Origin of the sequence: Sulfitobacter aquimarinus (assembly GCF_040149565.1) — a bacterium.
In the GTDB taxonomy this organism is placed as follows: domain Bacteria; phylum Pseudomonadota; class Alphaproteobacteria; order Rhodobacterales; family Rhodobacteraceae; genus Sulfitobacter; species Sulfitobacter aquimarinus.
This window is the reverse complement of sequence record NZ_JBEFLO010000001.1, coordinates 259,016-275,159: the sequence shown is the minus strand read 5'-3', so window position 1 is coordinate 275,159 and position 16,144 is coordinate 259,016. Positions and strand designations below refer to the sequence as shown.

The 16,144-nt window shown below is 59.9% G+C and carries 21 protein-coding genes; 9 read left to right on the top strand and 12 right to left on the bottom strand.

What is annotated here, in order from left to right; genetic code table 11:
* Positions 1 to 32: 32 nt before the first annotated feature.
* The 3 genes from ABMC88_RS01355 to ABMC88_RS01345 all read right to left on the bottom strand — a co-directional run bounded on the left by ABMC88_RS01355 (position 33) and on the right by ABMC88_RS01345 (position 1,950).
* Complete coding sequence (locus ABMC88_RS01355) at positions 33 to 1,100, bottom strand: 5-(carboxyamino)imidazole ribonucleotide synthase (protein ID WP_349575033.1); 1,068 nt, start codon at positions 1,098 to 1,100, stop codon at positions 33 to 35.
* Positions 1,093 to 1,581: a 5-(carboxyamino)imidazole ribonucleotide mutase gene (purE, locus tag ABMC88_RS01350; RefSeq protein WP_349575032.1), complete on the bottom strand. Its 489-nt coding sequence runs from the start codon at positions 1,579 to 1,581 to the stop codon at positions 1,093 to 1,095. The genes ABMC88_RS01355 and purE overlap by 8 nt, the downstream gene beginning before the upstream one ends.
* Before the next feature lie 144 nt (positions 1,582 to 1,725).
* Entirely contained in the window at positions 1,726 to 1,950 is a 225-nt protein-coding gene (locus tag ABMC88_RS01345; protein WP_349575031.1) for a YdcH family protein, read from the bottom strand.
* 167 nt (positions 1,951 to 2,117) lie between these two features.
* On the opposite strand from ABMC88_RS01345, the gene ABMC88_RS01340 reads away from it, so the two are divergent.
* The 3 genes from ABMC88_RS01340 to ABMC88_RS01330 all read left to right on the top strand — a co-directional run bounded on the left by ABMC88_RS01340 (position 2,118) and on the right by ABMC88_RS01330 (position 3,708).
* On the top strand, positions 2,118 to 2,531 hold the full coding sequence (locus ABMC88_RS01340) for an Hsp20 family protein (protein WP_349575030.1): 414 nt from the start codon (positions 2,118 to 2,120) through the stop codon (positions 2,529 to 2,531).
* 5 nt (positions 2,532 to 2,536) lie between these two features.
* Complete coding sequence (locus ABMC88_RS01335) at positions 2,537 to 2,758, top strand: DUF1150 family protein (protein WP_349575029.1); 222 nt, start codon at positions 2,537 to 2,539, stop codon at positions 2,756 to 2,758.
* A 77-nt stretch (positions 2,759 to 2,835) separates the two neighbouring features.
* Positions 2,836 to 3,708: a PhzF family phenazine biosynthesis protein gene (locus ABMC88_RS01330; RefSeq protein ID WP_349575028.1), complete on the top strand. Its 873-nt coding sequence runs from the start codon at positions 2,836 to 2,838 to the stop codon at positions 3,706 to 3,708.
* Here the strand turns inward: ABMC88_RS01330 and ABMC88_RS01325 are convergent.
* The 3 genes from ABMC88_RS01325 to trxB all read right to left on the bottom strand — a co-directional run bounded on the left by ABMC88_RS01325 (position 3,705) and on the right by trxB (position 7,169).
* Entirely contained in the window at positions 3,705 to 3,893 is a 189-nt protein-coding gene (locus ABMC88_RS01325) for a hypothetical protein (protein WP_349575027.1), read from the bottom strand. The genes ABMC88_RS01330 and ABMC88_RS01325 overlap by 4 nt on opposite strands.
* A 64-nt stretch (positions 3,894 to 3,957) precedes the next feature.
* Positions 3,958 to 6,033: a bifunctional sulfate adenylyltransferase/adenylylsulfate kinase gene (locus tag ABMC88_RS01320; protein ID WP_349575026.1), complete on the bottom strand. Its 2,076-nt coding sequence runs from the start codon at positions 6,031 to 6,033 to the stop codon at positions 3,958 to 3,960.
* Positions 6,034 to 6,164: 131 nt separating this feature from the next.
* The gene (trxB, locus tag ABMC88_RS01315) at positions 6,165 to 7,169 is read right to left on the bottom strand and encodes a thioredoxin-disulfide reductase (RefSeq protein WP_349575025.1); all 1,005 of its coding nucleotides are present in this window, start codon (positions 7,167 to 7,169) and stop codon (positions 6,165 to 6,167) included.
* A 254-nt stretch (positions 7,170 to 7,423) separates the two neighbouring features.
* Between trxB and ABMC88_RS01310 the strand changes: the two genes are divergently transcribed.
* Positions 7,424 to 7,924: an Lrp/AsnC family transcriptional regulator gene (locus ABMC88_RS01310; protein ID WP_349575024.1), complete on the top strand. Its 501-nt coding sequence runs from the start codon at positions 7,424 to 7,426 to the stop codon at positions 7,922 to 7,924.
* A gap of 28 nt (positions 7,925 to 7,952) precedes the next feature.
* Here ABMC88_RS01310 and ABMC88_RS01305 read toward each other — a convergent pair whose 3' ends face one another.
* From ABMC88_RS01305 to lgt, 5 genes are all read right to left on the bottom strand, one after another.
* Positions 7,953 to 8,654, bottom strand: coding sequence for a Hint domain-containing protein (locus tag ABMC88_RS01305; protein WP_349575023.1), 702 nt, complete (start codon positions 8,652 to 8,654; stop codon positions 7,953 to 7,955).
* A 422-nt stretch (positions 8,655 to 9,076) separates the two neighbouring features.
* On the bottom strand, positions 9,077 to 9,223 hold the full coding sequence (locus ABMC88_RS01300; protein ID WP_349575022.1) for a hypothetical protein: 147 nt from the start codon (positions 9,221 to 9,223) through the stop codon (positions 9,077 to 9,079).
* 279 nt (positions 9,224 to 9,502) lie between these two features.
* Positions 9,503 to 10,255: a peptidoglycan editing factor PgeF gene (gene pgeF, locus ABMC88_RS01295; protein WP_349575021.1), complete on the bottom strand. Its 753-nt coding sequence runs from the start codon at positions 10,253 to 10,255 to the stop codon at positions 9,503 to 9,505.
* On the bottom strand, positions 10,252 to 11,316 hold the full coding sequence (locus tag ABMC88_RS01290; RefSeq protein ID WP_349575020.1) for a class I SAM-dependent methyltransferase: 1,065 nt from the start codon (positions 11,314 to 11,316) through the stop codon (positions 10,252 to 10,254). The genes pgeF and ABMC88_RS01290 overlap by 4 nt, the downstream gene beginning before the upstream one ends.
* Positions 11,313 to 12,197, bottom strand: coding sequence for a prolipoprotein diacylglyceryl transferase (gene lgt / locus ABMC88_RS01285; RefSeq protein ID WP_349575019.1), 885 nt, complete (start codon positions 12,195 to 12,197; stop codon positions 11,313 to 11,315). The genes ABMC88_RS01290 and lgt overlap by 4 nt, the downstream gene beginning before the upstream one ends.
* 92 nt (positions 12,198 to 12,289) lie before the next feature.
* On the opposite strand from lgt, the gene ABMC88_RS01280 reads away from it, so the two are divergent.
* The 5 genes from ABMC88_RS01280 (at position 12,290) to ABMC88_RS01260 (ending at position 15,481) form a co-directional block, all read left to right on the top strand.
* Positions 12,290 to 12,532 (top strand): accessory factor UbiK family protein, encoded by a 243-nt coding sequence (locus ABMC88_RS01280; RefSeq protein ID WP_349575018.1) that lies wholly within the window; start codon positions 12,290 to 12,292, stop codon positions 12,530 to 12,532.
* A 324-nt stretch (positions 12,533 to 12,856) separates the two neighbouring features.
* Positions 12,857 to 13,357, top strand: a complete 501-nt coding sequence (locus ABMC88_RS01275; RefSeq protein ID WP_349575017.1) for a type III secretion system chaperone family protein — start codon at positions 12,857 to 12,859, stop codon at positions 13,355 to 13,357.
* A 30-nt stretch (positions 13,358 to 13,387) separates the two neighbouring features.
* Positions 13,388 to 14,203: a pyrroline-5-carboxylate reductase gene (gene proC / locus ABMC88_RS01270; protein WP_349575016.1), complete on the top strand. Its 816-nt coding sequence runs from the start codon at positions 13,388 to 13,390 to the stop codon at positions 14,201 to 14,203.
* On the top strand, positions 14,196 to 14,534 hold the full coding sequence (locus ABMC88_RS01265; protein WP_349575015.1) for a tRNA-binding protein: 339 nt from the start codon (positions 14,196 to 14,198) through the stop codon (positions 14,532 to 14,534). The genes proC and ABMC88_RS01265 overlap by 8 nt, the downstream gene beginning before the upstream one ends.
* A complete protein-coding gene (locus ABMC88_RS01260; protein ID WP_349575014.1) occupies positions 14,531 to 15,481 on the top strand; it encodes a 2-hydroxyacid dehydrogenase in 951 nt (316 codons plus the stop codon). Before ABMC88_RS01265 ends, ABMC88_RS01260 begins: the two co-directional genes overlap by 4 nt.
* On the opposite strand, the gene ABMC88_RS01255 is transcribed toward ABMC88_RS01260, so the two are convergent.
* Positions 15,478 to 16,059, bottom strand: a complete 582-nt coding sequence (locus ABMC88_RS01255) for a thymidine kinase (RefSeq protein WP_349575013.1) — start codon at positions 16,057 to 16,059, stop codon at positions 15,478 to 15,480. The two genes, ABMC88_RS01260 and ABMC88_RS01255, sit on opposite strands and share 4 nt — an antisense overlap.
* Positions 16,060 to 16,144 lie beyond the last annotated feature (85 nt).

Sequence of the window (16,144 nt, the reverse complement as noted above, 5' to 3'; positions counted from 1 at the left end):
TTTTGACAAAATTCTGTGCCCCACCGCAGAGGCTATTTCTGAATACGATTGACGTGACCCATTTTGCGCCCAGCCTTTGTCTCTACCTTACCATATAGATGGATGGCACAGCCGGGTTCGCGGGCGAGGGTCGGGACCTGAGCCACATCATCGCCAATCAAGTTCTCCATTACCACATCCGAGTGGCGGCTGCCATCGCCCAGAGGCCAGCCGGCAATGGCGCGAATGTGTTGTTCAAACTGGTCCACAGCACAGCCGTTTTGCGTCCAATGGCCCGAGTTATGCACGCGGGGTGCGATCTCGTTCACGATAAAGCCTTGCGGCGTGACAAAAAGCTCGACCCCCATCACGCCGACATAATCAAGCGCGTTGAGGATGTTTGCCGCCAGCAGTACCGCATCGGTGCGCAAGCGTGGCGGTAAAGTCGCTGGTACTGTTGTGGTGTGCAGGATGCCGTCTTTGTGGACATTCTGGCCCGGGTCATAGCAGGCGATTTCGCCCTGCGGGTTGCGCGCAGCGATGATCGAGATTTCGATGCTGAAATCCACGAAGCCTTCCAGCACGGCAGGGGCACCCGCCATATCGTCTAACGCGGCTGGCGCGTCATCCGCTGAGGAAAGCCGCGACTGGCCTTTGCCGTCGTAGCCAAAGCGGCGGGTTTTCAGGATGGCGGGCGTGCCAATCCGCGCGATCGCTGCATCAAGGCTTGCGGCATCGGTGATGTCCGCGAAGGGCGCAACAGTCAGGCCAATCTGTTGCAGGAAATTCTTTTCCACCAGCCTGTCTTGTGACGTACCAAGTGCGCGGCGGTTGGGATGGATAGGCGCAATCGCTTCGATCACGTCCAGCGCCGAAGTCGGGATGTTCTCGAACTCGTATGTGACCAGATCGACGGATTTCGCAAAAGCCGTCAGCGCCTCGACATCGTCATAGGATGCGGTGGTGACGCGGTGGGCCACATCTGCGGCGGGCGGGTTTTGGCCCGGCTCATAGACGTGGGTACGCAGGCCAAGGCGCGCGGCGGCGACGCTTAGCATACGGCCTAATTGCCCGCCGCCCAGAATGCCGATGGTTGCGCCTGTGGGAAGGGGGTCAGTCATCGGATGGGCTTTCTGGAATAGACGCGGAAAGGGCTTCGCGCCAGTCGTCAAGGCGCTGGGCGAGGTCTGGGTCATGCAGGGCAAGAATGCCAGCGGCCATGAGGGCGGCATTGGCCGCGCCTGCTGCGCCAATGGCCATCGTGGCAACAGGGTAGCCGCGCGGCATTTGAACGATAGAATAAAGACTGTCGACACCCGACAAAGCCTTGGTCTGGATCGGCACACCGATCACAGGCACCCGTGTTTTCGACGCCATCATACCGGGCAAATGGGCCGCCCCGCCCGCACCTGCGATAATGGCTTGTAAGCCGCGCCCAGCAGCGGTTTTGCCGTAGTCCCACAATCTGTCGGGTGTGCGGTGTGCCGACACGATCCGTTTCTCATATGCGATGCCAAGATCGTCCAGCAGGGTTGCGGCTTCGCGCATGGTGGGCCAATCGGATTGCGACCCCATAATGATACCAACGGGAGGAGTGTGCATAGGGCTGGGCCTTTGGTGTCAGGAACATAAACCAGCACTATAGCTATTCCGCTAAGGGGGGCAATGTGGTGGGGGGGAACAACTGGCGGCGCGGGCAAAATTTCATTCGAAATTTTGGGCACAGAGTTTCTTTGAAACTCTGGCTCAGGCGATAATATCGGGTGTCAGCCTGTCTTCGATCAGGGCGATCCGGTCTTTGAGCCGTAGTTTGCGCTTTTTAAGCCGTTGCAGGGTCAGCTGGTCCGCCGTTGCCTTTGCGCCAAGTGCATCTATCGCCTCGTTCAGATCACGATGCTCGCTCCGGCATACCTCTAGCTCAACGCGAAGGACGTCATCTGGGTTCATCGAATGGGTGTCGGTGGCGTTCATTTCGGCTCTGATTCTGGTAACTGCGCACATCTTTTACCTTATGCTTTAACCACCTCGACGCCTAGCCCTTGCGCGGGGGTAATGGAATTCCCATATTGTTTGTGTACCGCTGCCGAATGTCGGGGCGGGACAGGACTGTCGCTTGACCTAATGAGGACGTGTCGCACATGACGAAACTAACGCTTGCCTCTTATCCCCATATGTTGGGATTTGAACAGCTGGAGCGGATGCTGGAACGCAGCGCAAAATCCGGCAACGAAGGGTATCCGCCCTTTAACATCGAACAAACCTCCGACCGCAGCTACCGCATCACGCTGGCTGTTGCGGGTTTCCGCGAGGAAGATCTGTCAATCACCGTCGAGGACCGGCAACTGGTCATTCGGGGTAGACAAGGCGAAGACAACGAGGGCCGCGTGTTCCTGCACCGCGGCATCGCAGGCCGCCAGTTCCAGCGCAGTTTTGTGCTGGCCGACGGCGTAGAAGTGGGCGAGGCGCTGATGGAAAACGGGCTGCTGCACGTGGACCTGACCCAAGCCAAGCCTGAAACGGTCGTGCAAACGATCAGCATCCGAAAGGGGTAGACGACATGGAAGATACATCAATGACACAGGTTCAAGACCGCACTGTATATGTCAAAACGATTGCCGTGACGGACCTGCCCCGCGAAGTGCGCGATAAGGCCGAAGGGCTGGAACAGTTATTCGCCGTGCATGACGCCAAGGGCCAGCAACTGGCGCTGGTTGGTGACCGCGATCTGGCGTTCCACCTCGCACGGGAACATAATTACGCGCCTGTATTGGTACATTAAAACGGTTGACCGCCCTGCGGTTGAGACGTGAAAAAGGGGTCGCAGCTTTGCGGCCCCTTTTTTGATGGATGGATAGTATGGCGTTTGAATTTGACTGGATAGATGCCTTTACAGACAGCGTTTTCGGCGGCAATGGCTGCGCGGTGGTGCATGGCGGCGCGGGGCTGTCCGATGCGACCTGCATGGCCTATGTGGCGGAAACCTCGCTGGTGGAGTGTACATTCACAGGCCCGTCGGACATCGCGGACATCCGTGTGCGGTATTTTCTGGCCAGCCGCGAGATCCCCTTTGCGGGCCATCCGACAGTGGCCACAGTTGTCGCGATGCGAAGACGCGGCATGATCGCAGACGGCCCGCTGGTGTTGGAAACAGCCGCAGGGTTGGTGCCCGTCACGGTTGCGGGCGACACCGTCACGATGACCCAGATCGCGCCCGAGTTCGGCGCCAAGGTCGACCCTGCGTTAGTCGCCGCCGTGGGCGGGATCGACGCCTCTGACATTCTGCAGCAGCCACAGGTCGTCTCAACGGGGTTGCCATTCTGTGTAACGCTCGTGCGCGACCGCGCCACGCTGGAACGGCTTTCCCTCAACCTCGATGCGCTGCACCGCTACGCCGCAGCCCTTGGCACGGGGGGCACCGACGTGATGGAGCCGTTCTGGGTCACACTCGACGGGGCCAGTACGCAGGGTGACACGTTCTCGCGGCTTCTTATGGCACCGCCCAGCCCGCCAGAGGATCCGTTTACAGGCTCTGCCACGGGGTGCATGGCCAGCTACCTTTGGGCGCACGGCCTGATTGACACACCGCGGTTCATTGCCGAACAGGGGCACGGTTTGGGCCGCCCCGGGCAGGCGCAGGTTGAGGTGCTTGGCCCGCGGGACGCGATATCTGGCGTGAAGGTCAGCGGGCAGGGCGCGCTGGTCATGTCGGGGCAGGTCTACCTCGGCTAGGGGCGGCGTACTTGCACAGCTTGGGCCAGCTTCAGGGTCACGCTTTTGGCAAGTAGAGCCTCGATGGCGATGCAAATTCGCTCATCCTTGTGCATCAGCTTGCGGAATGCATCTGGCTCAAAGGTCGCGATGTGGCGATAGACTGGCAGATGCGCCGTTGGGATCACCCAGACACTGGCCCGCATACCCCACGCAAAAAGGCCAGCCCCGACGGAGCTGGCCTTTGGTCGTCTCTATATGGATCAGCGCTTAGGCTTTGATCAAACCCATGGATTCGAGCTTGAGCAGAACCTGATGGGCGCAGTTGTCCACGTCTACGTTTTCAGTCTCGACCGACAGCTCCGGGTTGGCAGGGACGTCATAGGGGTCTGAAATCCCTGTGAATTCCTTGATCTTGCCTTCGCGTGCCAGTTTGTACAGACCCTTGCGGTCGCGGCGTTCGCATTCCTCGATGGAGGTGGCGACGTGAACCTCGACAAAGGCGCCGAAGGCTTCGACATCTTCACGCACCGCACGGCGGGTTGTGGCATAGGGCGCGATGGGCGCGCAGATGGCGATGCCGCCGTTTTTCGTGATCTCTGACGCGACATAGCCGATGCGGCGGATGTTCAGATCGCGGTGCTCTTTGCTGAAGCCCAGCTCGGACGACAGGTTTTTGCGTACGATATCACCGTCCAGCAGTGTCACAGGGCGGCCGCCTTGCTCCATCAGTTTGACCATCAACGCGTTGGCGATGGTGGATTTGCCGGAACCGGAGAAACCTGTGAAGAAGACGGTAAAGCCTTGGCTTGCGCGTGGCGGTTTGGTGCGGCGCAGTTCCTTGACGACTTCGGGGAAGGAGAACCACTCAGGGATTTCCAGACCTTCGGCCAGACGGCGGCGCAGTTCGGTGCCCGAGATGTTGAGGATCGTGACGTCGTCCTTGTCTTTGATCTCGTCCATGGCCTCGTATTGGGCGCGTTCTGCGACCCAGACCATGTGTTTGAAATCGACCATTTCAATGCCCATTTCTTCCTGATGCGCGCGGAACAGCTCTTGCGCGTCGTAGGGGCCATAGAAATCTTCGCCCTGAGAGTTGTTGCCGGGACCTGCGTGGTCACGGCCCACGATGAAGTGGGTGCAGCCGTGGTTTTTACGGATCAGACCGTGCCAAACTGCCTCACGCGGGCCAGCCATACGCATGGCGAGGTTCAGCAGGGACATGGATGTGGTGGCCTGCGGGTATTGGTCCAGCACGGCCTCATAACAACGCACGCGGGTGAAGTGGTCCACATCGCCCGGCTTGGTCAGGCCCACAACGGGGTGGATCAGCAGGTTGGCTTGGGCTTCGCGGGCGGCGCGGAATGTCAGTTCCTGGTGGGCGCGGTGCAGCGGGTTGCGGGTTTGGAACGCAACCACTTTGCGCCAGCCCATTTTGCGGAAGTAGGCGCGCAATTCGTTGGGCGTGTCACGGCGTGCTTTGAAGTCATAGTGCACGGGCTGCTGGATGCCGGTTACGGGACCGCCAAGGTATACTTTGCCCGCTTGGTTGTGCAGGTAGTTTACCGCAGGGTGCGCATCATCATCGGCACCGAATACTTTTTCCGCTTCCAGCGCTTTGTTCGGCACCCAGTTGTCGGTGACGGTCATGGTCGCAAGGATCACGCCTTCCTGGTCGCGCAGGGCGATGTCCTGGCCTGCTTCCAGCGAGGCAGCGAACTCTTCGGAGACATCCAGCGTGATCGGCATGGGCCACAGTTGGCCGTCTGCAAGGCGCATGTTCTCAACAACGCCGTTATAGTCGGCCTCGGACAGGAACCCTTTGAGCGGGTTGAAGCCGCCGTTCATCAGCAGTTCCAGATCGCAGATCTGGCGCGGTGTCAGATCGTGGCTGACCATCTGGCCCGCGTCTGCTTTCATCTTCTGCGCGCTGTCGTAGGATACGTACAGTTCGGGGATCGGATCAAGGTTGCTCATCGTGAATTTTGTCCTGTAATTGAGGGGGGATAGGCCAGAAGTCGTCCCTGTCAGCTCTGCGTGCAGGGCGTCATATTCAGCGAATTTTCTGGTGAGGAATTGATCCGTGAGGCGGTTTTTGGTGGCCGCGCCACGGGGGGTGATTGCATAGGCATACCGCGCACGTTTGTCGGTGCCTTTGTGGTCTGTGATCTCGACAAGCCCTGCGTCGGTCGCCTGACGCAACAGCGCGTTTAAGCGGCCCAATGACACTCCGATCGCTTGCGCGGTCACCCGTTGTGACGCGTCAGACGCGATATCAAGCTGGCGCAGCAGCTTGAACATCTGGTCGTCTTGGTCAGAGGTGACTTTGGTGGACGAGGGGGGCATCAGGGCATCTCAAAGTTTGTTCATGTATGAACGTATACATGAAATCTTTGTTCATGGAAGAACAAACTTTGAGGCTCAATTATGACGTGTGGTTTCGGCAACGCCTGAGTTATCGGGCGCTGCCATTGGTTTTACGTCGCGTCGGACACCTCGGCGCCGTAGCCAAGGGGCAGAGACGTGTCTTTGCCCTCGTCATCGCCGACTTCAGCGAGGAAACGCTCGGCCTCCAGCGCGGCCATACAGCCCATGCCGGCGGATGTAACAGCCTGACGATAGACGTGATCGGTCAGATCGCCGGCAGCAAAGACACCGGGGATAGAGGTTGCCGTGCTGTCCGGCTTGGTCAAGACATAGCCGCCCATATGTGTTTCCAGCGTGTCTTTGACCAATTCGTTTGCGGGCGCGTGGCCGATGGCGACAAAGACGCCCTTGCAAGGAATGTCCGTGATCTCGCCCGTTTTGGTGTGCTTTACCTTGATGCCTTCGACGCCCAGCGGGCTGTCAGTGCCGTAAACTTCGTCCAGCTCATGGAACCACAGGGGTTCGATCTTGGGGTTCTTTTCCAGACGGTCGATCAGGATTTTCTCGGCGCGCAGCTCATCCCGGCGGTGGATCAGGGTGACTTTGGAGGCAAAGTTGGTGAGGAACAGCGCCTCCTCTACGGCCGTGTTGCCGCCACCGATCACGACGATCTCTTGGCCACGGTAGAAAAAGCCGTCGCAGGTGGCGCAGGCGGAGACGCCAAAGCCTTTGAACTTTTCTTCGCTTTCCAGCCCCAGCCATTTTGCCCGCGCGCCTGTGGCCAGCACAAGGGCATCGGCCACGTAGGTTGTGCCGCTGTCGCCCTTGGCGACAAAGGGGCGCTTGCTCAGATCAACGTCCAGAATGATGTCGCCGATGATCTCGGTGCCCATCGCTTTTGCGTGCGCTTCCATGCGGATCATCAGGTCCGGGCCCTGAACTTCGGTATCGCCGGGCCAGTTCTCGACCTCGGTGGTGGTGGTCAGCTGGCCGCCCGGTTCAATCCCTTGCACAAGGATCGGGTCCAGCATGGCACGGCTGGCGTAGACACCGGCAGTATAACCTGCGGGGCCGGAGCCGATAATCAAAAGCTTGGTCTTGCGTGTGTCGGCCATGGGGCACCTCTGGGTTGGCGTGAGTCTTTGTTGAACGTGATATATACGCGGGCTGGGCAGGCTTAAACCCCCGCGCTGAAGTGCGGTGGGGGCGGCGGGGCGCGGAATTTTCGAAAATTCCGGCCGAAAAATACGTATTTTTCGACCCCCGTGGCAAATGACGGGGGAAGTTAATGAATGTTGCGCTTGATTGAAACATTGTTGCGCGCATCTGCGCAATCTGTATAACAATCGAAAAGCTGCAAGGGGGTTACATGGCCGGTACACGACTTGATCCGATTGATCGGAAAATTCTTGCCGAATTGCAGGCGGACGGGCGCATGACCAATGTGGAGTTGGCAAAGCGTGTCGGCATATCCGCGCCGCCCTGTCTGCGCCGTGTGCGAACCTTGGAAGAACAAGGGTTTATCCGTGGATACCACGCCGAAGTTGACTCCCGTGCGTTGGGTTTCGAGGTGCAGGTTTTTGCGATGGTTGGCCTCAGCAGTCAGGCCGAGGCGGATCTGTCCGCGTTCGAGGAGCAGTGTCGCACGTGGTCACTTGTGCGTGAGTGTCACATGCTGAACGGGGAAGTGGACTTTATGCTGAAATGCGTGGCCCCCGATCTGTCCGGCTTTCAAAGCTTTTTGACCGAGCAATTGTTGACCGCCCCGAATGTCGCAAGCGTCAAGACATCGCTAGTAATACGAAACGCCAAGGATGACCCTGGCGTTCCGTTTGACGTTTTGGAGGAACGACTGCGCGTCGAAGCCTGAGAGAGCGGCCTCATACGCGTTTGAGAGATTAATGTGCGTCCAGTTCGGGCGCACGCGGGTGTGCCAACGGGCCGAAATCTGTCAGATGGCTGATCCGCGGGAAAAGCGAAACAAAGCGGTCGCGCAGCGCGTGGGACACTTCACGTGGCGCTGCTGTGCCGGGGTGATATGTTTCCATCTCGAACCCGTCCACATTGATTACGGCGTGCCGTGACAGGCAGATGTGGAACATGCGGGTGGGCGTTGGTGGCGTCACCTCGATCACGTTTACACCGTCTACGAATTTTGCAGCAGGGGTCAGCAATTGCTTGCCATCCGCCAGACCGCGCAGGTTGGCAGGGGTGTGCAAAATGCGCGCGCCTGGGCCAACGGTCAGCGTGCGTTCAGGGCGCGACTGGCCCAATGCGTCAGGCATAATTCGAATAAGCGGCGTGCGTTTGCCCGCATCCGCAGGAGAGAACGTGGATGTGCCAACCCATGTCAGCATCGCGGCTTCACCCGTCGAGGTTTGCACCATGTCACCCGGTTGCAGGTCTTCGACCGCGATGGGGCCCATTGTCGTCTGGATCAGGCTGCCGTGGGTGAATGCGGAAAACGCGTCTTCGAACAGGGGGATCGCCGGTGCCGTACTTTGCGCGATATAAAGGGAGTCGTCTTCGCGCAGCGCGGCGACTTCATAGGTGCGCTTTGGCATCTGGGTTGCAGCCATCTGGCCGTTTGATGTCGGCATAGAGGGAGTCATCATCGCGTACCCTGGTTTACGTGCTGCGGAACGTGCGGCAGCTGGATTAGCAGTCAGTGTCATGTGCGTAACCTATCTGGCTTGTCACATCCCTCGTCGGCCCCCACCGACAACGACGGAAATAACGTGGTGTGTCATTTCATGTCTTTCGTGAGGCCTAATTCGCCATGTTCCCGCCTCATTGTCAAAGGATGCGTGACATTTGACCGTGCTTGCGCGGCAATCTGTATAATTTGTCAGGGTTTGTTTCCGCATTTTCGAAGAACCTTGCCACATTTCTGCCGCTGTATGGACACGGGAGGGGGCAGAATCAGAAAACCCTCCCGCGAATCGACGCGAGAGGGTTGGTAAACATCAGACTTACGAGGGGGGGGGAGGTTATGTCGTCTGGTGTCGGGGTGTCTGGTGGATCAGGCGCTTTTGCGCAGAGGGGCCTGGGTCGCGTTGCGCTTTGCGATGAACGCGGCGCGGCGGGTGCCGCGGGCCCAAGGCATGACTGTGTCATTCTCGGCGGCGGCTTTTGTGATCGACTTGATGAAGCGTGTGTTGGTTTTCATGGCTCTGGTCCTCAGTATTTGCGTTGTTATGGGGCGTTGCCCTTGCTTGAGATCAATATGACAAAGCAATCGGGCCGGTTTGGGGCATTTACCTAAAAAATTTCGGTAATTTTCCGGGCAAGGCGCACCACATTGGGGCAACGCGGGCCACAATCGGCGCAAGGCCTTAGAAATAAGGGTGTTGCGCACGATTGTACTGGATACGGCAACAGTATTTCGGATTGTTTCCCGCGTGATTTGGGCGGGTCGGGGGCGGGTGCTGCCCCATTCGCGCCTAAATCACAGGGTGATGGCGGCGATCAGGCGGCCATAGTCCGCCTCTTTGGCGTGTGTCGTGCGGCGATACGAGTAGAACCGATCAGGATCAGAGAATGTGCAGTGGCGCGTCCACTCGGCATGGCCCACGCCTGCGGCCCGCAGACGGTTCAGGCCAAAGCCGGGCAAGTCGAACAACATCCTGTCGCCCTCTCCGTTGATGAAGTAGCGGGCAAAGTCGGGATCGGCGTCCATAAAGCTGTCCATGAACTCTGGTCCGACCTCATAGGCGCGCTGGCTGATCGCGGGGCCGATGCCCGCGACGATGTCTTCGCGGTTGGCGCCAAGGGCTTCCATCGCGTTTACCGTGGCGTGCAGTACGCCGTCCAACGCGCCGCGCCAGCCTGCGTGGGCGGCCCCGATTACGCCTGCCTTTGCGTCGGCAAACAGCACGGGCTGGCAATCAGCTGACAGTACCGACAAGGCAATCCCCGGTGTGGCCGTGACCAGCGCATCGGCGCGGGGTTTTTCGGCCATCGGCGCATCGACGGTAATGGCGGTTGCCGAATGGACCTGATGCACGCCCAGCAAATGATCCGGGGCCACGCCCATCGCCTCCGCGACACGGCCACGGTTGATGGCGACAATCTCGGCCTGATCAGAAGAGCCTTGGCCACAGTTCAGCCCCGCAAACACGCCCGACGACGCGCCACCGCGCCGCGTAAAGAACCCGTGTTTGGCGGGCAGTGCATCCAGCGTGAGAATTTCGAGCGTCATGTTTCTAGTCCCGGCAGCATGGGGGCACCGTGTGGCACGATGCCGAACGTCTTGAACAGGTTTCCCATTTCCTGCGGGTGCGTCAAGCGACGATGTGCCGCGATATGCGTATCAAGCGCCTCCCCGCTGAGGTTTTCTGCCAAAGCTTGTGCACGGGCGGTGATGCCTAACCGCTCAAGGAACACGCCTTGGGGTGTGATGCGGCTGCAGGTGGCAAGGGGGGTGGCGGCGGCGAAAAGCGCTTCAAAATCAACATGTGCGGTCAGGTCCGCCATGCCGGGTGCAGTCAGCGGATCGGTAGTTGCGTGGTTTTGAACCGCTTGTAATGTGTCGCCCAAGCTGCGCCAGTCGCCGTAGTCGAACACCAGCGCCGCCCCCGCGTGCGAAGCGATGCGGGCGGCGAGGGTCGACAGGATGGGGGCGGCACTGGGGCAGTCCTCGACCATGTCACCGTCTTTGGTATCGTCAAGGCGGGCGGCCAGCGCGGGCTGGGACTGTGCGGGGCCAAGGCCAAAGACAAGCGTGCCGTCCTGCACACCGACCTGCCGTTCGCGCCACCTGTCGCCATCACGCACGAACTGGCGGATGGGCAGGGCATCGAAGAATTCGTTGGCGACGGCAAACACAGGCAGCTCGGGCAAGGCTTCGATCGTGTCGATCCAAGCGGGCGTGTGCCCTGCAAGGGTTGCCGCCTGCTCGGCACGCAAGGCGGGCGATGCCTCCATCAGGGTGATTTGAGCGGCCTCGTGAAAGCCCTTCACGGCTTTGGTGGCGCGCAGGATGTCAGCTATAAGCGTGCCGCGCCCGGGACCGAGTTCCAGCAGCGCAAAGCGGGCAGGCGCGCCCTGGTCCAGCCAGCTCTGCGCGAGCGCGAGCCCGATCAGTTCGCCGAACATCTGGCTGATCTCCGGCGCGGTGATGAAATCGCCCTGCTTGCCAAAGGGGGGGCGCGTTGTATAGTAGCCCGCAGTCGGGTGCAGCAGGCAGGTGGATATATAGTCATCCAGCCGCATCGGCCCTTGGGCCGTGATCTGGGCGATGATCGTGTCGCGCAGGCTCATGCGGCGCGGCGGGCGCGGAGGATGAAAAAGACACCCACGGCGATCATCGGCAGGCACAACAGCTGCCCCATGGTGAGGCCATAACCGCCTGCGTGCAGGGCAAGGCCCAACGGATTGCCTCCGGTAACGAATTGCGCGTCAGGCTGGCGGACGAATTCAACCATGAACCGTGCGATGCCGTAGCCAGCAAGGAACGTGCCCATAATCAGACCCGGCGTTTTGAACGCGCCGCGACGCCAGACCAGCCAGACAAGGACCGCGCCCAGCAAAGCGCCCTCGAGCGCCGCCTCGTAGAGTTGTGAGGGGTGGCGGGCGCAAATGCCTGCGACATCCGCACAGTATTGGGCAGCTTGGGTGGGGAAGGCGACACCCCAGGGCAGATCGGTCGGGCGGCCCCACAGCTCGGCGTTGATGAAGTTGGCCAGACGCCCCAGCAGCAAACCGGGGAAAATGCCAAGAGCCACAAGATCGCCTGCGCTGGTGCGGGGGATTTTATAGCGGGCGGTATAGACGAACGCGGCAAGGATGACGCCCAACGCGCCCCCGTGAAAGGACATCCCCCCCTCCCACACGCGCAGGATTTGCGACGGGTTCGCGAGGTATATCGCGGGCTGATAGAACAACACATAGCCCAGACGCCCCCCAAGGATGACGCCAAGGATCACCCATGTGAGCAGATCTTCGATCTGTTGCGGGGTCATCACCGCCTGCCCATCGCGCCACAAGCGCGGGGTTCGGGCGGCGCGCAACACCAGCCGCCATCCTGCAAGGATACCAACGATGTAGGCCAGCGCATACCAGCGCAGCGCGAATGTCATGCCAAACAGCGAGATCGAAAATATCTCGGGCGAGATGTCGGGGAAGGGGATCAGGGCGTACATGCGGTGATTGAGCGCGGCTGGCGCGTGATGTCAACCTTGCAAGGGACACATGCACCCCCCATATAGGGTGTACAGCCACTGGAGAGACCCCGATGCAAACGCGTAACAAGATTTTTGACGACCTGAGCCAGATCATGACCAACGCTATGGGCGTGGCGCAAGGGGCCAAGGACGAAGCCGAGAATGCCATGAAGGGCATGATGGACCGCTGGCTGGCCGACCGCGACTTTGTGACACGCGAAGAATTTGATGCGGTGCGCGCCATGGCACAGAAAGCCCGCGAAGAGAACGAAGCGCTCAAATCGCGGCTGGACGCGCTGGACGCGAAGTCCTGAGCTTGCCCGCAGGCGGCGTGACCTGACGGATGCGCTGCCGCGCAACAGCTATTTTTATTTGCCATAGGATTAACTGATCGCCCCTGCACTGCGGGGGCGTTTTTACGATTTGTTGGGACTTTTCCGCGCATATCCACAAGGAATTGTGCGAATAACCGCTTTCGGGGCGGGTTATCCCCAGAAAAAGACTTGCCAGACTCTACCCTTGTCGCCACCATATGTTGTAGGACGTACAGGCAAACACGCGTTCAATTGCGTAAGCACCCAAAGTAAGGGGGCAGTAAATAGCTCCACCGCTTTGGCGATAATAATAAAGGTGGCATAATGGCACTGTCCGAGCAGTACCTAGAAGATGAGATTCACCCCATCGACATCGTAGAGTCGCTGGCGGCCCATCATGAGTGGGATTTCGACAGGATTTCAGACGAGCAAATTTCGATGACGGTCGAGGGCCAGTGGCGGACCTATTCGGTCACGCTGGCGTGGTCGGCCTATGACGAGACGCTGCGCCTGATCTGCACGTTCGAGATGGAGCCGCCCGAGGACAAGCTGCCCTCGCTTTATGGTTTGTTGAACGACGTGAACGACCGCTGTTGGGCGGGTGCGTTCACCTATTGGGCCGAACAGCAGATGATGGTTTATCGCTATGGTTTGGTGCTGGCGGGGGGGCATACTGCCTCGCCCGAGCAGGTAGATACCATGATCGCCGCCGCCGTGATGAGCGCCGAGCGGTATTATCCAGCCGTGCAGCTGGTTGTCTGGGGGGGCAAGACCCCGCAAGACGCGCTGCAAGTCGCCATTGCAGAGGCCTACGGGCGGGCGTAACTTTGGTCCCAACCGCAAGGAGGGGACGCAATGGAAAATTCACGTATCGCGCAGCAGGGGCTGGTGCTTTTGGGCTGCGGCAAGATGGGCTCGGCCATGTTGGCGGGCTGGCTGGCACGTGGGTTGCCTGCCGCGTCGGTCTGGGTCCGTGACCCTGCGCCGTCGGAGTGGCTGCAAGCCACGGGTGTGCGCCTTAACGAAGACCTGCCGCTGGCCCCTGCGATTGTCTTGGTCGCGGTGAAGCCGCAGATGATGGCCGAGGCGCTACCGACCCTGCGCCAGATGGGGAATGGCGAAACCCTGTTCGTGAGCGTGGCCGCCGGTACACCGATCACATTCTTTGAGGCGACTTTGGGCCAGCAGACCCCCGTAGTGCGGGCGATGCCGAACACGCCCGCCGCGATCTCGCAAGGGATCACGGCGATCGTCGGCAATACGCAGGCGGGCAATCAGGGGTTGGACGAGGCCGAATTGCTGCTGTCGGCCGTGGGCGAGGTCGTGCGGCTGGAGAACGAGGCGCAGATTGATGCGGTGACAGGTGTCAGCGGATCAGGGCCCGCATATGTTTTTCACATGATCGAAACACTGGCCGCCGCTGGGCGCGAACAGGGGCTGCCCGACGCGATGGCGTTGCAGTTGGCGCGTGCAACCGTTGCGGGTGCGGGCGCGCTGGCGATGGCCGCTGATGAAGACCCGTCAGAGTTGCGCGTGAATGTTACCAGCCCCAATGGCACGACCCAAGCCGCGCTAGAGGTTTTGATGGACCCTGAGTACGGCTTCCCTGCCTTGATGCGCCGTGCGGTTACGGCAGCAGCAGATCGCTCAAGGGAGCTGGCGCGTGGCTGAAATCTCATTCGACGACTTTATGAAAGTGGACATTCGCACGGGCCGCGTCACCCGCGCAGAACCTTTCCCCGAAGCGCGCAAACCTGCGATCAAGATGTGGATCGACTTTGGCGCCGAGATCGGAGAGCGTAAGACATCGGCGCAGATTACGGTGCATTACACACCCGAAAGCCTGATCGGCAAACAGGTCATGGCGGTGGTGAACTTCCCTGCGCGCCAGATTGGCCCGTTCATGTCCGAAGTGCTGGTGTTAGGCGTGCCTGACGCCGACGGGGCCATTGTGTTGGTCACACCAGACCAGGAAACGCCAAGCGGAGGGCGAATGCATTGAAAAAAGTACTTGTTACCAGAGTTTTACCGGATGACGTCTATCCCTTGCTTAACGGGTTGGACGTGGTGCGACGCGACATCACGACACCCCTGACGGGGGAGGAGCTGCGCGCCGCGTTGCGCGACTATGACGGGGTGCTTTGCACCTTGGGCGACCAGTTTTCAGGCGCGGTGTTTGCGGATGTGGCGGAGCCGCGTTGTAAGGTGCTGGCGAACTTCGGTGTGGGCTATAACCACATTGATGTCGCGGCGGCGCAGGCTGCGGGCGTGACCGTGACCAACACACCGGGCGCTGTGACCGATGCCACCGCAGATGTCGCGATGACCCTCATGCTGATGAGCGCACGCCGCGCAGGTGAGGGCGAGCGGCTGGTGCGTGCAGGCGCATGGGAGGGGTGGCATCCCACGCAAATGCTGGGTCTGCATCTCAGCGGGAAAACCGTCGGGATTGTCGGCATGGGCCGCATTGGACAGGCAATTGCGCGGCGGTGCCACTTTGGCTTTGGCATGGCGGTGCAGTACTTTGGCCGAGGAGCAAAAGAGCTGGATTTCGATGCTGAATTTGTCAGCGATCTGAGGGTTTTGGCGGGGCGGGTGGATGTTCTGGTCACCGCTGTGCCGGGCAGTCCGGAAACGCGTCACATCATCAATGGCGATGTGCTGGACGCCATGCAGCCCCATGCGCGGTTGATCAACATTGCCCGTGGCGATGTGGTTGACGAAGCTGCCCTGATCGACGCGCTCAGCCGTGGTCAAATCGGCGGTGCGGGCCTCGATGTGTATGAGTTCGAGCCGAAGGTGCCACAAGCGCTGATCGATCTGGATAACGTAGTGCTGTTGCCGCATCTGGGCACGGCAACCGAAGAAGTTCGGATTGATATGGGCCGTATGGCTGTCGAAAACCTACAGGCCTGTCTGCGCGGCGATATGCCCCCGAACAGGGTCTAGGTATCGCCGATTGCTTCGCGCCAATGTCGGCGGCACAGAGAGACGTATGTTTCGTTGCCGCCGACCTGCACCTGCGCCCCGTCACGCAGCACACGGCCTTGGGCATCATTGCGCACAACCATCGTCGCCTTCTTGCCGCAATGGCAAATGGTCCTGATCTCGCGCATCTCGTCGGACAGCGCCAGCAGCGCGGCCGAGCCTGGAAACAGCTTGCCGCGGAAATCGACCCGCAGCCCGTAGCACATGATCGGCACCCCCAGATCATCCACCGCACGGGCCAGTTGCCAGACTTGATCGTCGCTCAGAAAATGCGCCTCGTCGATGAAAATACAGGCGCAGGGACCTGTCGCAAGGCGGGCCTGTATCTTTTCAAACAGATCTTCGCCCAGATCAAAGGTGTCTGCGTCTTCCCCGATCCCGATGCGCGAGGCAATGCGCCCTTGACCCGCCCGATTATCCAGAAGCGCGGTTATAAGATAAGGCACCATCCCGCGCTCTTTATAGTTGTGCGCGGCCTGCAAAAGCACTGTGGATTTGCCGGCGTTCATGGTGGAGTAATTGAAATAAAGCTTGGCCATTTCGGCATTTATCTGCCTCGGATAGCAAAACGCAAGATAATCGCCCATTTTTTGCTGAAAGTTAGGGGGAATTGCACTAGGCCAG

What these genes read in the sequence shown, in the direction of transcription:
- ABMC88_RS01355 (WP_349575033.1), bottom strand. Translation starts at nt 1,100, where the DNA reads ATGACTGACCCCCTTCCCACAGGCGCAACCATCGGCATTCTGGGCGGC.
- purE (WP_349575032.1), bottom strand. Translation starts at nt 1,581, where the DNA reads ATGCACACTCCTCCCGTTGGTATCATTATGGGGTCGCAATCCGATTGG.
- ABMC88_RS01345 (WP_349575031.1), bottom strand. Translation starts at nt 1,950, where the DNA reads ATGAACGCCACCGACACCCATTCGATGAACCCAGATGACGTCCTTCGC.
- ABMC88_RS01340 (WP_349575030.1), top strand. Translation starts at nt 2,118, where the DNA reads ATGACGAAACTAACGCTTGCCTCTTATCCCCATATGTTGGGATTTGAA.
- ABMC88_RS01335 (WP_349575029.1), top strand. Translation starts at nt 2,537, where the DNA reads ATGGAAGATACATCAATGACACAGGTTCAAGACCGCACTGTATATGTC.
- ABMC88_RS01330 (WP_349575028.1), top strand. Translation starts at nt 2,836, where the DNA reads ATGGCGTTTGAATTTGACTGGATAGATGCCTTTACAGACAGCGTTTTC.
- ABMC88_RS01325 (WP_349575027.1), bottom strand. Translation starts at nt 3,893, where the DNA reads ATGCGGGCCAGTGTCTGGGTGATCCCAACGGCGCATCTGCCAGTCTAT.
- ABMC88_RS01320 (WP_349575026.1), bottom strand. Translation starts at nt 6,033, where the DNA reads ATGCCCCCCTCGTCCACCAAAGTCACCTCTGACCAAGACGACCAGATG.
- trxB (WP_349575025.1), bottom strand. Translation starts at nt 7,169, where the DNA reads ATGGCCGACACACGCAAGACCAAGCTTTTGATTATCGGCTCCGGCCCC.
- ABMC88_RS01310 (WP_349575024.1), top strand. Translation starts at nt 7,424, where the DNA reads ATGGCCGGTACACGACTTGATCCGATTGATCGGAAAATTCTTGCCGAA.
- ABMC88_RS01305 (WP_349575023.1), bottom strand. Translation starts at nt 8,654, where the DNA reads ATGCCGACATCAAACGGCCAGATGGCTGCAACCCAGATGCCAAAGCGC.
- ABMC88_RS01300 (WP_349575022.1), bottom strand. Translation starts at nt 9,223, where the DNA reads ATGAAAACCAACACACGCTTCATCAAGTCGATCACAAAAGCCGCCGCC.
- pgeF (WP_349575021.1), bottom strand. Translation starts at nt 10,255, where the DNA reads ATGACGCTCGAAATTCTCACGCTGGATGCACTGCCCGCCAAACACGGG.
- ABMC88_RS01290 (WP_349575020.1), bottom strand. Translation starts at nt 11,316, where the DNA reads ATGAGCCTGCGCGACACGATCATCGCCCAGATCACGGCCCAAGGGCCG.
- lgt (WP_349575019.1), bottom strand. Translation starts at nt 12,197, where the DNA reads ATGTACGCCCTGATCCCCTTCCCCGACATCTCGCCCGAGATATTTTCG.
- ABMC88_RS01280 (WP_349575018.1), top strand. Translation starts at nt 12,290, where the DNA reads ATGCAAACGCGTAACAAGATTTTTGACGACCTGAGCCAGATCATGACC.
- ABMC88_RS01275 (WP_349575017.1), top strand. Translation starts at nt 12,857, where the DNA reads ATGGCACTGTCCGAGCAGTACCTAGAAGATGAGATTCACCCCATCGAC.
- proC (WP_349575016.1), top strand. Translation starts at nt 13,388, where the DNA reads ATGGAAAATTCACGTATCGCGCAGCAGGGGCTGGTGCTTTTGGGCTGC.
- ABMC88_RS01255 (WP_349575013.1), bottom strand. Translation starts at nt 16,059, where the DNA reads ATGGCCAAGCTTTATTTCAATTACTCCACCATGAACGCCGGCAAATCC.